The following is a 12577-nucleotide window of genomic DNA, read 5'->3' on the forward strand; positions in this document are numbered from 1 at the left end:
GGAACTCTTGTCGCTGGCGGGACTTCTTCCGGCAGCGGCTTGGTTCGCGTGCCGGGATGGACCGGCCGCGCGATGCCTTGCCGGATGACCCAGGGGCAGCAGTCGGCTAGAGACGTCGCATGATCAAGGTTCCCGTACATAGCGGCGTGCGGCAGATGCGCATCATTGCGACCGGGTTGCTGGTCGTGATGGCGATTGCCTATGTGTCGGCGCGTCGGTTCGAGGACCTGCATCCGGCTTTGGGCTTCGTCCGGGCGTTCGCCGAGGCGGCCATGGTCGGCGGATTGGCCGACTGGTTCGCGGTCACTGCGCTGTTCCGTCATCCTCTGGGCCTGCCGATCCCGCACACCGCGATCATCCCCCGCAACAAGGATCGCATCGGCGATACGCTGGCCGTCTTCCTGCGCGATAATTTCCTTACCCCCGCCGTCGTCGCTCGCCGCATGGGCCGGCTGGATGTCGCCGGCGCGGCCGGGCGCGTGCTGGCGGCGCCAGCCGCCGGTGATGGACGCTTGCGGCGCGGTGCCTCGCGCTTGCTGGCCGATTCTCTGGAAGCGCTGGACGATGAGCGGCTGGGCGGGATGCTCAAGGGCGTGCTGGTCCAGCGCATCGGCCAGCTCAATGCCGCGCCGCTGCTGGGCCAGTTGCTCGCCGCCGCCATGAAGGACGGGCGTCACCAGCCGGTGCTCGACGCCCTGATCCGCTGGGGGGCGCGGACGCTGGAAGCCAATCGCGAACTCATCCGCCAGATCGTGCATGAGCGCTCGGGCAAGATCATGCGCTTCACGGGGTTCGACGAGACCTTGGCCAACAAGATCATCGACGGGCTGGACAGGCTGCTGCAGGAGGCTGCTGACGACCCCGAGCACCGGCTGCGCTCCAAGGTGGAGGAGGGACTGGCGACTCTTGCGGACGATCTCCAGACCGACCCCAAGATGCAGGCGCGGGTCGACCGCATCCGCGACGAAATGATCGCCAACCCGGCCATGCAGCGCTGGCTGGATGGCATCTGGCAGGCCGCGCGCGAGGCCATGCTCCGCGCTGCGCGTGATCCGCAGGCGGCGCTCGCCGGGCGGATGGGCGAGGTGGTGCGCCAGCTCGGCGAAACGCTCCGCGACGATCCCGCGCTCAAGCATGTGGTCAATCGTTTCGCCCGGCGCGTCGCGGTCGGCACGGCGGCGCGCTATGGCGACAGCATCGTCCTGCTGGTCTCCGAAACCGTCCGCAGTTGGGATGCGCGAACGATCACCGGACGCCTGGAAAATGCGGTCGGGCGCGATCTGCAATATATCCGGATCAACGGCACCCTCGTCGGCGGTCTGGTCGGCCTCACGCTGCACAGCCTCAGCTATTTGTTCTAGGAAATCCGCCGCTGCGCGGGCGCTATAAGGTTTTATCCGTTCGCGGGTGACAAATGCGGCGGAGGGGATTAGGAGCGCGGCCGTGTTGCATATGCGCCGCCTTGTTCTTTCGCACCGCTGCTGGGCTGCCACGCTGCTCGGCCTCGCGTTGCTGTTCAAGGCGCTGATGCCGGCGGGCTTCATGCCCGTCGTCAGTGGCAAGACGCTCACCGTCGAGCTGTGCTCGTCCGGCGGGGCCGGGCCGATCACGCTGCACATTCCCGTCGAGGGCAAGGACAAGACGCCGCAGACCCAATCGGATCAGACCTGCGCCTTCGGCGGCCTGACGGCTCAGGCGCTTGCCGCAACCGATCCGGTCGTGCTTGAAGCCGCGCTGGCGTTCATCTTCGCGACGGCCCTGCTGCAGCCCGATCTGCGGCTGCCCCGGCATGAGACCTATCTCCGTCCCCCATTACGCGGCCCTCCGGCCAACGCCTGACAATCTGAGCTGATTTGTCGGTCCTGTCGGCGCGTCGTTACGCGCGGGCATGTCGGAGTGCTTCACAATGCAAATTCCTATCCTGATCGCGGCGGGTTTCGCCGCAGCTTTGGTGGCACCTGCCACCGCGCAGGGCGTCAAGAAGGACGGCCTCACCATCGATCGACCCTGGGCGCCGGAAACCGCGCGTGGGCAGTCTGCGGGTGGCGGTTTCCTCACCATCACCAACAGCGCCCGTGCGGATGAGCGGCTCATCGGAGGCAGTACCCCCGTGGCCGCCCGCGTCGAAGTCCACAGCATGAGCATGGAGGGCGGCGTCATGCGGATGCGGCCGCTCAAGCACGGCCTGCCGATCCCGGCCGGCGGCTCGGTGACGCTCAAGCCGGGCAGTTTCCACGTCATGTTCATGGGCCTCAAGCGCCCGCTGGTGCGCGGCGAGACCATTCCCGTCACGCTCGACTTCGCCCGCGCCGGCAAGGTGCAGGTCTTATTCGCCGTCGAGGCCGTCACTTATGGAGGCAGCCATGGCGGACACTGATCCGCGCCGGCTGGCCCGCATTCGTCTGTGGCTCTGGCTGCTGGTGGCGCTCGCTGCCCTTGGCCTTGGTATTCTGCTGGCCCTACGGTTCGTCACCCAAGGTCCACCGCAAGTGATTGCGGGGGCGCCGGCCGATGTGGGCCAGCATTTCTCGCTGGTCGACAGGGATGGAAAGCCGGTCACCGCGCAGACGCTCAAGGGCACGCCCTATGCGATCTTCTTCGGCTTCACCCGTTGCCCGGATATCTGTCCGACGACGCTCAGCCGCATGGCGCATCTGCGCAAGGCGATGGGCAAGGATGGGGACAAGTTCCGCATCGTCTTCGTCTCGGTGGATAGCGGCCATGACAAGCCGGCCGATGTGGGTGCTTATGTCGATCTGTTCGGCACGCCCATTCTCGGCCTCACCGGTTCGCCAACGCAGATTGCCGACGCCGCGAAGTCATTCCGGGTCTTCTACCAGAAGATCCCGCTGGAGGGCGGCGATTACACCATCGATCACAGCGCCTTCGTCATCCTCATGGGTCGCGACGGGCGCCTGCAATCCCTGCTGAGCGATCAGGATAGCGAAGATGCGGCCCTTGCCGAACTTCGCCGCCTGATCGCCTGACCCACAATATTTCAGGCCCCGAACGGGGGGAGACATCATCATGAAAACGTCCTTTATCGCTCTCGCAACCATGCTCGCCATGGCCACGCCCGCTTTTGCCGAGGAGGCTGCCGATGCCGCCGCCGATGGCGAGCGCACCATCATCGTCGTGGGCCAGTCCCAAACGCAGGAAGCCGAGCGGCTCGCCCGCGCCACGCCGGGCGGCACCGATGTCGTCCGGCACGAGGATTATGCCGACAAGACCATCGTCTCGCTGCGCGATACGCTCGCCTTTTCGCCGGGCGTCTACACCCAGCCGCGCTACGGGCAGGAGGTTCGCCTCTCCATTCGCGGCTCGGGCCTCTCGCGCGGCTACCACATGCGCGGCATCACGCTGTTGCAGGATGGCGCGCCGATCAATCTCGCCGATGACAATGGCGATTTTCAGGAACTGGACCCGATCTTCTTCGAGCGGCTGGAGGTCTATCGTGGCGCCAACGCCCTGCGCTTCGGCTCGGGCACGTTGGGCGGCGCGATCAATGGCGTGACGCCGACGGGCAAGGACGCGCTCGGCCTGTATCTGCGCGCCGATGCCGGCAGCTTCGAGACAGTCCGGGGGCTGGCGGCCTATGGCGGCAACAGTGGCCCGGCCGACTATTGGGTCGGCATGAGCGCCGATACCTCGGATGGCGACCGCCAGCACGCCCATCGCGAGAGCATGCGCGTCCATGGCAATGTCGGCCTCGCTCTGTCCGACGTTGTGAGCACGCGCTTCTATGCGAGCCTCAACCGCATCCGTCAGGACCTGCCCGGTGCGCTTGCCGCTACGGATGTTCTGAATAATCCGGAAAAGGGAAATTTCAGCGGCGATCAGGGGCGGGATATCGACTCGATCCGCCTGCAGAACCGCACCCGCTTCGATTGGGGGCAGACCCGGCTCGATGTCGGGGCCTTCCTCAACATGAAGGATCTGTTCCACCCCATCTATGAAGTGATCGATCAGAAATCGACCGACCGGGGCGTCTTCGCCCGGCTGGACCATGATGCCGGCATTCTCTCCTTCACCCTGGGCGGCGAGTTCCGCCATGGCGAAACGCGGGCGCGCCAGTATCGGAATGTGAATGGGCAACGTGGGGCGCTGACCTTCGATGCCGATCAGACCGCGCGCACCGCCAATGTCTATGGCGAGGCCCGCCTCCAACCGGTGCCGGGCGTCACGCTGATTGCCGGTGGCATCTATGCCGATGGCTTCCGCAAGCGGACCGTGCTGGTCTCCACGGGGCAGAGCGGGCGCCTCGCCTTCAGTGAATTCTCGCCCAAATTCGGCGTGCTCATCGAGCCGACACCGGACATCCAGCTCTTCGCCAACTACAGCCGCTCGGCGGAATTCCCGGGCTTCGGGGAGGTCTTCCAGAGCGTCGGCACGCCGCCGGTCAGCACGCTCATTGCGGCCATCGCTCCGCAGACGGCCTGGACGGCGGAAATCGGCACCCGCGGGCAGGCGGGCATGGTGAGCTGGGATATCACCGCCTACCGTGCCACCCTGCGCGATGAGCTGCTGCAATATTCCCCCAATGGCACCACCGTTCCGGCCGCCACCTTCAACGCGGATCGCACGCGGCACAGTGGCATCGAGGCCGCCGTCAGCCTCGCGCCGACCCCCTGGCTGCGCCTGCGCCAGATCTGGCAATATTCGGACTTCCACTTCGTCAACGACGCGGTTTTCCGGAACAACCGCCTGCCGGTGGTGCCGCTGAATGTATTGCGCAGTGAAGTACGGATCGGGACGGCGGCGCTCAATGTCGCGCCCAATCTCGAATGGGTGCCGCAGGGGGCGTTTGCCGATTACGCCAACAGCACGCGCACGCCCCGCTATGCGCTGCTTGGCCTGACGGCTGGCGCGACGCTGACGAGCGGGGTCGACCTGTTCCTCGACGTGCGGAACATCACCGACAAGAAGGCGATTGGCGACATTTCGGCAGTGATCGCTGCCACGGGAACTTCCGCGATCTATTACCCGGTCGAGCGCCGCGCGGTTTACGGTGGCGTGCGCGCGCGCTTCTGATCCTCAATGAGGGCGCCGGCGGCGGAGGGACTGCTCCGCCGCCGGCGCATGATTGGTTCGGTTCAGCCTGTCTTGCATGTCCTTCGGGCTCGGATCGCCTGCCGGTGCGTTGTCCGGAATATCCCCAAACGCAAGGAAAGGCAGAGACCCTATGAGTCTGGAAGGAAAATCCATCGCGATCCTCATCGCGCCGCGCGGCACGGAAGAGCCCGAGTTTGTCCAACCCCGCGATGCCGTGACCAAGGCGGGCGCCACCGTCACCGTGATCGGCATCGAGACGGGTGAAGCCAAGACCAACAATAATGATCTCGACCCCGGCGGCACCTACACTGTGGATCGCGCGGTTGCCGATGTGTCTGTCGATGACTTCGACGGTCTGATCATCCCCGGCGGCAGCGTCGGCGCGGACAAGCTGCGCGGCGATGATGATGTCGTGGATCTGGTTCGCGCCTTCGCCGAGGCTGGCAAACCCATCGGCGTGATCTGCCATGGTCCGTGGCTGCTGGTCGAGGCCGATGTGGTCGAGGGGCGCACGCTCACCTCTTACCCCACCGTCAGGACCGATATCGAAAATGCCGGTGGTGATTGGGTGGATGAGGAAGTGGTCGTCGACAACGGCCTCGTCACCAGCCGCACGCCGGATGATCTGGACGCCTTCTGCGCCAAAATCATCGAGGAATTTGCTGAAGGTCGTCATGTCGATGCGGCCTGACCTGCATGTCTGAGGGCTTGCTGACAGCCTTACAATATTATGGCGCGGCCGCGGCGACGCTGGCCGCGCTCATCGTGTCGCTCAATCTCGGCAGGCTATGGACGGGCTGGGCGATGGTGATTTTCGTCACCAGCTCCATGGCGCTGATCGGCTGGGGTTTCCTCCAGCCGGAGAGCGAAGGCATCGGCGTGCAGAACATCGTGCTGCTCGTCATCAATCTCGTCGGGGTGTGGCGTTACCTGCTGCGGCCCGGCCGGCGCCGGGCGGAAGGCTAGCCCAAACCGCCCGGCACCGCACGGCTCACGGCCCAATGTCGCCGCGGTCGCCCCGCACCCGCCGCTCCGATCCCGAGCCGAAGCCCAGCGCGGCGGCGACGGGGTTGTTCCACCCATAAGGATCGTCGCGGACCACCGGATCGCCGGCATCGTCGAAGATCACGGTCTGGTAGAGCAGCCGCACCGGGATTTCGCGGGGCAGGGGGACAAAGCTCTCCTTGCCGGTTTCGCGTGCCTTTTGCCATTCGGCCGTCACGCCTTCGTCCCGCGCGATCATGTCGGCAAAGCCAAGCGCGTCCTGCACGCGCACGCACCCATGGCTGCGCTGGCGCTGTACGTCATCGAACAGCTGCTTGGCCGGCGTGTCGTGCAGGTAGATGGCGTGGTCGTTCTTCATGTCGAATTTGACGAGCCCGAGCGAATTCTTCGGCCCGGGCTGCTGGACGATCCAGCCGTCCTTTCGCGCCATGTTGTTGCGGCGGAGATAGTCCGCGCCCTTGTCGGCCAGTTCCCTCTCTTCGATAGAGCGGGGCACGGTCCAGGTGGGGTTGGCGACGAGGCGATAGATGGGCGATCCGAGCATCGGCGTTTCATGGTCCGGTTCGCCCACGATCACGCGGCGCACATCGGCCAACTTACCGTCGCGCCAGTAGCTCTGCCGGGCCGCCGCAATGTTCACATCGATGCGCGTCGCAGGCGGCGTGCGTTCGAGCCAGCGCATCCGCTCCATGTTCACCGCGATGGCGCGGGCACGGTCAGCGTCTGATAGGTTGATGATCTTCAGCGCATCATCCCCGATCACCCCGTCGGTCGCGATGCCATAGTCCGCCTGCATGGCCCGCACGGCGGCGGCGATTGCCGGGGTGTAGCGCGTGTCCGCGCTGGCATTCGCCTTGTCGAGATAACCCGTCGCGACGAGCTGCCGGGCTATGGCCGGGATGCGGGGATCGCTCTCACCGGGCTTGAGCGGCGCGCTGGTTGCCGGAATTTCGGTACTGGCGCCATTGCCTTGCTTGCGCAGCGCCAGATAGGTCTCGGACAGCTTGCGGTAGCTTGCATCCTGCGGCGCGAGGCTGGCCAGCCACGCGCCGACCTTGCCCTCCCGCAAGGCCTGCGCAAGCCCGGCGCGAAGGTCGGGCGAGGGGCGGGGGACGGTATAGATTTCATACAGCTTGGTCGGGTCAGTCGCGCCGCGCGCCAGTGCTTGTGCATAAGCGAGCGCAGCCTTGGTTAGCTCCGCATTGCCGGCCTTTTCACCCGAGCTGGCGAGGCCGAAATCCTTCTGGTCCAGTCCATGGGCGGCGCGCTGGGCCAGCGCTTCGGTCAGTTGATCGGTTGCCTCGTCGCTCCACTGCATGTCTTCCAGCGCGACGCCGGTCTGATCCTGATTGTCCTTTGTTTTATCGCAACCTGAAAGAAGCAGCGCGACCGCCAGCAACGATGATCCAAAAATTCCAGTGCGCACATATGTCTCCCGACTGCTTGGTGGGGAAACGCGAGGCGCGGGATAACGCTCCCGTTACGGGCGGTTTCAAGCGCGAAATTCCGTGGGCTCGCCCGGCTCAGGCGTCGATGACGTCCTCGTCGACCTGCGCGGCATTCTCCTGAATGAACGCGAAGCGATGCGCGGGATTGGTGCCCATCAGCCGATCGACGAGATCCTTCACGCCCGCGCGTTCCTCATATTCCTGCGGCAGCGTGATGCGGATCATCTTGCGCTTCTTGGGGTCCATGGTGGTCTCGCGCAGCTGCATGGGGTTCATCTCGCCCAGGCCCTTGAAGCGGCTGACCTCCAGCTTCTTGCCTTTGAGCTCGCCGCTGCGCAGTTTGGCGAGTGCGGCATCGTCCGCCGCATACCAGCTCTTGCCGCCCGCCACGAGGCGATAGAGCGGCGGCTGGGCGAGGTAGAGATGGCCGCGGCGCACAAGCTCGGGCATCTCCTGGAAGAAGAAGGTCATCAGCAAGGTGGCGATATGCGCGCCATCGACATCGGCGTCGGTCATGATGACGATGCGCTCATAGCGCAGATTGTCCGGGTTGCAGTCCTTGCGGGTGCCGCAGCCGATGGCGAGGATCAGGTCTGCGATTTCCTGATTGGCGAGGATCTTGGCAGAGGTGGCCGAGGCGACGTTCAGGATCTTCCCGCGGATCGGCAGGATCGCCTGTGTCTTGCGATCACGCGCCTGCTTGGCACTGCCGCCGGCGCTGTCGCCTTCCACGATGAACAGTTCAGTGCCCTCGGGGTCATCGGACGAGCAATCGGTCAGCTTGCCCGGCAGGCGGACCTTGCGGCCGGAGGTCGCCGTCTTGCGCTTGATTTCCTTTTCCTGCTTGCGGCGCAGGCGCTCGTCCATCCGCTCCAGCACATGGCCGAGCAGCGCCTTGCCCCGGTCCATATTGTCGGTGAGGAAATGGTCGAAATGGTCGCGCATCGCCGCTTCCACCAGCCGCGCGGCTTCGGGACTGGTCAGCCGGTCCTTGGTCTGGCTCTGGAATTGCGGATCGCGAATGAACACGCTCAGCATCAGCTCGCAGCCGGACATGATGTCGTCCGTCTGGATGTCCTTGGCCTTCTTCTGGCCGACCAACTCGCCAAAGGCGCGGATGCCCTTGGTGACCGCGCCGCGCAGGCCGGTCTCGTGGGTGCCGCCGTCGGGTGTCGGGATGGTGTTGCAGTACCAGCTGGTGGAACCGTCGGACCAGAGCGGCCAGGCGATGGCCCATTCCACGCGCCCGACACCGTCCGGGAAATCCTGCGTGCCGCGGAAGAACTCCGCCGTCGCGCACTCGCGATTGCCCAGCTGCTCACGCAGATGATCGGAGAGGCCGCCGGGGAACTGGAACACCGCCTCGGCGGGTGTGTCATCCGTGATGATGGCGGGATCGCACTTCCAGCGGATTTCCACACCGGCAAAGAGATAGGCCTTGGAGCGGGCGAGGCGGTGCAGCCGGGAGGGCTTGAACTTCAGCTCGCCGAAAATCTCGCTATCCGGCGTAAAGCTGACGCTGGTGCCACGTCGATTGGGCGCCGCGCCCACCTTCTCCAGCGGACCCACAGGGTGCCCCTTGGAGAAGCGCTGGCGGAACAGTTCGCGATTTCGCGCCACCTCGATCTCGGTGTCGACGGACAGCGCGTTGACCACGCTGATGCCGACGCCATGCAGGCCGCCCGACGTCGCATAGGCCTTGTCCGAGAATTTGCCGCCCGAGTGCAGCGTGGTGAGGATGACCTCCAGCGCCGACTTGCCGGGGAATTTGGGGTGCGGGTCCACCGGGATGCCGCGGCCATTGTCGGTGATCGTCAGCCGATTGCCCGCCTCCAGCGTCACCTCGATGCGGGTAGCGTGGCCGGCGACCGCTTCGTCCATCGCGTTGTCGAGCACTTCGGAGGCGAGATGGTGCAGGGCGCGCTCATCCGTGCCGCCGATATACATGCCGGGGCGGCGACGCACCGGCTCCAGCCCCTCCAGCACCTCAATGGCGGAGGCGTCGTAGCTTTCGGTTGTGCGGGCGATGTTCTGGTCGAACAGGTTGTCGGACATGCGGGAACTATAGGGCCAGCGGAGTGACGGGCGCAAGCGGCGTGATCTTATCCGGCGGGTGGTGGAACCATGTCGGCGTCCGAGCGCTCTAGCGGATCGATCATCGCAGCGCCGCACCGCGGCCAAATGCAATAGAATAGCCTGCAGATGCAGACAGCTCAGCGAGCAACGAAGTACGCAAAATCAATAATCGTGACCGTTTCGTTCATCTGGCAGCAATATTCGCGGCCAAACCGTTACAAAAAAGAGACAGGTGTCGTGGTTAACAGAATTTTGTGAGCGAGTTCGCGAAACCAATTCGAGGGGGTGAACGTATTGCGGCCAGCCAGTTCAGAGGCAGGAGATTTATTGTATGAAAAAGATCGCTCTCATTTCGCTCACCACCGCCATGGCAGGCCTGCTGGCTGCTCCGGCTCTGGCGCAGGATGGCGCGGGTGATTGGACCGGTCCGTATGTCGGTGGCTCGCTCGGCATGGCCTGGCAGCCCAATTATGACCGCGACACGCTCGAGACGCTGACCTTCGACACCAACAATGATGGCAATTACGGCGATACCGTTTCCACGGCTGTCCCCGGCAATGCCTTCGCGCCCGGCTTCTGCCGTGGCCGCGCGCTTGGTGCCACGCCCGGCTCCTGTGCCGGTGACAAGGATCGTCGCGTCGCTTGGGGTGTCCATGCCGGTTATGACATGCAGATGGGCAACTTTGTCGTCGGCGCTGTCATCGAAGGCGGTCGCACGATGATCGGTAATTCGGTCAGCGGCTTCAGCACGACCCCGGCCAGCTATGTCCTGTCGCGTCGGATTGACTGGGATGCCAACGCCCGTCTGCGCGCTGGTCTGGCACTCGGCACCGGCACGCTGATCTACGGCACCGGCGGTGTCGCCTACGCCAAGATCAAGAACAACTTCGCCACCAGCAACACCTTCAACACCTTCACAGAGTCCAACGAAAGCGCGGACGAGTGGGGCTGGACTGCTGGCGGCGGCATCGAGCAGCGCGTGAGCGAGAACTTCTCGATCGGCGTGCAGTATCGCTACACCCGCTTCAACACGGAGGGTTACACGGTTCGTGCCGGTCAGGGCACGCCGCCCTCGTTGACGAACCCGTTCGTGATTACGCCGGCTGGCTTCACCGACATCCAGCGCACCAACGATGTGTTCGATCATCACACCGTTCGCGCGACGGCGAGCTTCCGCTTCTAAGATCGATTGCGCCCTCCCGCTTCATAAGGCGGGAGGGTGTACGTCGCACTGGAATGCCAGATACAGAAAAGGGGCCGAAACCGGCCCCTTTTTTATGTCATCGCTTGATGCCTCAGCGCACCCGGGGGCCGCCATAAGGCATGGGCGGCGGGGGACGGCGCGTGCCACGCGGCAGCTGCGCCTGATAGGCCCGCCCGCAATGTTCCACGCAATAAGGGAAGCCCGGGTTCACCTTTTCACCGCAGAAGTGGAAGTCCGGCTCGCCCGGATGGCCCATCGGCCATTTGCAGATCTTCTCGTTGAGATCGAGCAGGCTGGTCTTGTCCGCGATTTCCGGGCTGGGCTTGGCCGGAACCAGCCGGCGCGGCGGTGCCGGCGGAATCGGCTGCTGCATCTCGCCCGGGCCCTGCCGCAGGAAGCCGCCGGGGCCAACCGAGACGATCCGGGGCTGGGGAGGCGGCGGCGGTGCGTCGGCAGCAGGCTGGGCCGCGACGGGCGGCTGCGGCCGTGCTTCCACCACCGGCGGCGCCTTGGGCTGCGGCTTTGCGACGCGCGGCTCGGGTGCCGGCGCGGCTTCCACCTTGGGTGCGGCGGGTGCCGGCGGAGGCGCGGCCTTGCGGCTTTGCGGCGCAGCAGCGCGGCTGGAGTCCGCCGCCTTCACGGGGGAGGGGCGCGACTGCAGGCCAAGGCGGTGCGCCTTGCCGATCACGGCGTTGCGGCTCACGCCGCCCAGCTCTTCAGCGATCTGGCTCGCAGTCATGCCGCGCTCCCACATCTGCCGGAGCTGATCGATGCGTTCGTCTGTCCAGGACATGCCTATTCCTTCAAATGATCGGGTCATATGGGCATCCATGGCCCAAAGGTCAAACGACCTGTCATCGACAAAGCCGGGCGGCACAGTATCGCTGTGCCATTGCTGCTGCGGGTGGGACGCGATAGGGCAGTTTCATGGCCGAACCTGCTTCCTCGCACACCCAACCGCTCATTCGTCATGAACCGGGCGTTCCCGTCATCCACGGCGTCAACTGGTCCGGGATGAAGGCGCTCTACCTCAAGGAAGTCCGCCGCTTCCTTAAGGTGCATCTGCAGACGATCTGGGGGCCGGCGCTTACCAGCCTGTTGTTCCTGATCATCTTCACCGTCGCGCTGGGGCGTGGCGGCCTGATGGTGATGGACGTGCCCTTCGCTGATTTCGTGGCGCCCGGCCTCATCATCATGGCGATGGTGCAGAACAGCTTCCAGAATACCGCTACCGTGGTGCTCGCCGGCAAGCTGCAGGGCACGATTGTCGATTATCTCATGCCGCCTTTCTCGGCGGGGGAACTGCTGTTCGCCCTCGTCGCGGCCTCGGTGACCCGTGCGGCCTTTGTCGGTGGCGCGATCTGGCTGGCGATGCTGGCCTGGCCGGGCGTCCATGTGGCCCCGCATCATCTCTGGGCCGTCGTCTATTTCGGCATTGCCGGCTCGGCGATGCTGGGCTTCCTCGGCATTCTCACCGGCATCTGGGCGGAAAAGTTCGATCATGCCGCTGCCGTCACCAACTTTCTCGTTGCGCCGCTGTCGCTGCTCTCCGGCACCTTCTACTCGATGGATCATGTCTCGCCGATCATGCGAGCGATCAGCCACGTCAATCCGTTCTTCTACGCGATTTCGGGCTTCCGCTATGGCTTCCTCGCCGCAGCCGATTCGCCCATCGCTGTCGGCGCGGCGCTCCTGCTCGCGCTCAACCTCGTGCTGGCAGCTGTGTGCTATATCGGGCTGCGGCAGGGGTGGCGGATCAAATCCTGATCGATAGCTGGGGCTCGGCTGGGTC

The 12577-nt window shown here is 65.0% G+C and carries 12 protein-coding genes; 9 read left to right on the forward strand and 3 right to left on the reverse strand.

Annotated elements, in window-relative coordinates:
- The first annotated feature begins 119 nt into the window (after nucleotides 1-119).
- The 7 genes from M2343_RS01170 (at nucleotide 120) to M2343_RS01200 (ending at nucleotide 6018) form a co-directional block, all read left to right on the forward strand.
- Nucleotides 120-1361 carry a DUF445 domain-containing protein gene (locus M2343_RS01170; RefSeq protein ID WP_264575287.1) on the forward strand — a complete coding sequence of 414 codons (1242 nt, stop codon included), beginning with the start codon at nucleotides 120-122 and terminating at the stop codon, nucleotides 1359-1361.
- 91 nt (nucleotides 1362-1452) lie between these two features.
- Nucleotides 1453-1839, forward strand: a complete 387-nt coding sequence (locus tag M2343_RS01175; protein WP_413716036.1) for a DUF2946 family protein — start codon at nucleotides 1453-1455, stop codon at nucleotides 1837-1839.
- A 67-nt stretch (nucleotides 1840-1906) separates the two neighbouring features.
- Nucleotides 1907-2377 (forward strand): copper chaperone PCu(A)C, encoded by a 471-nt coding sequence (locus M2343_RS01180; RefSeq protein WP_264575289.1) that lies wholly within the window; start codon nucleotides 1907-1909, stop codon nucleotides 2375-2377.
- Entirely contained in the window at nucleotides 2364-2987 is a 624-nt protein-coding gene (locus M2343_RS01185) for an SCO family protein (RefSeq protein ID WP_264575290.1), read from the forward strand. Before M2343_RS01180 ends, M2343_RS01185 begins: the two co-directional genes overlap by 14 nt.
- Before the next feature lie 40 nt (nucleotides 2988-3027).
- Nucleotides 3028-5031 carry a TonB-dependent receptor family protein gene (locus tag M2343_RS01190; RefSeq protein WP_264575291.1) on the forward strand — a complete coding sequence of 668 codons (2004 nt, stop codon included), beginning with the start codon at nucleotides 3028-3030 and terminating at the stop codon, nucleotides 5029-5031.
- Nucleotides 5032-5182: 151 nt separating this feature from the next.
- Nucleotides 5183-5743 (forward strand): type 1 glutamine amidotransferase domain-containing protein, encoded by a 561-nt coding sequence (locus tag M2343_RS01195; RefSeq protein ID WP_264571009.1) that lies wholly within the window; start codon nucleotides 5183-5185, stop codon nucleotides 5741-5743.
- A gap of 5 nt (nucleotides 5744-5748) precedes the next feature.
- Nucleotides 5749-6018, forward strand: coding sequence for a hypothetical protein (locus M2343_RS01200; RefSeq protein WP_264575292.1), 270 nt, complete (start codon nucleotides 5749-5751; stop codon nucleotides 6016-6018).
- 25 nt (nucleotides 6019-6043) lie between these two features.
- Here the strand turns inward: M2343_RS01200 and M2343_RS01205 are convergent, their stop codons facing one another.
- Nucleotides 6044-7483 carry a L,D-transpeptidase family protein gene (locus M2343_RS01205; RefSeq protein ID WP_264575293.1) on the reverse strand — a complete coding sequence of 480 codons (1440 nt, stop codon included), beginning with the start codon at nucleotides 7481-7483 and terminating at the stop codon, nucleotides 6044-6046.
- Nucleotides 7484-7580: 97 nt separating this feature from the next.
- Entirely contained in the window at nucleotides 7581-9560 is a 1980-nt protein-coding gene (gene parE, locus M2343_RS01210; protein ID WP_264575294.1) for a DNA topoisomerase IV subunit B, read from the reverse strand.
- A 352-nt stretch (nucleotides 9561-9912) separates the two neighbouring features.
- Between parE and M2343_RS01215 the strand changes: the two genes are divergently transcribed.
- On the forward strand, nucleotides 9913-10764 hold the full coding sequence (locus M2343_RS01215; protein WP_181560305.1) for an outer membrane protein: 852 nt from the start codon (nucleotides 9913-9915) through the stop codon (nucleotides 10762-10764).
- Nucleotides 10765-10876: 112 nt separating this feature from the next.
- On the opposite strand, the gene M2343_RS01220 is transcribed toward M2343_RS01215, so the two are convergent.
- Nucleotides 10877-11578, reverse strand: coding sequence for a GcrA family cell cycle regulator (locus M2343_RS01220; RefSeq protein ID WP_264575295.1), 702 nt, complete (start codon nucleotides 11576-11578; stop codon nucleotides 10877-10879).
- Nucleotides 11579-11712: 134 nt separating this feature from the next.
- Here M2343_RS01220 and M2343_RS01225 point away from each other — a divergent pair, with 134 nt between their 5' ends.
- Nucleotides 11713-12552, forward strand: coding sequence for an ABC transporter permease (locus M2343_RS01225; RefSeq protein WP_264575296.1), 840 nt, complete (start codon nucleotides 11713-11715; stop codon nucleotides 12550-12552).
- Nucleotides 12553-12577: the final 25 nt, after the last annotated feature.

Origin of the sequence: Sphingobium sp. B8D3B (assembly GCF_025961875.1) — a bacterium.
Lineage (GTDB): Bacteria > Pseudomonadota > Alphaproteobacteria > Sphingomonadales > Sphingomonadaceae > Sphingobium.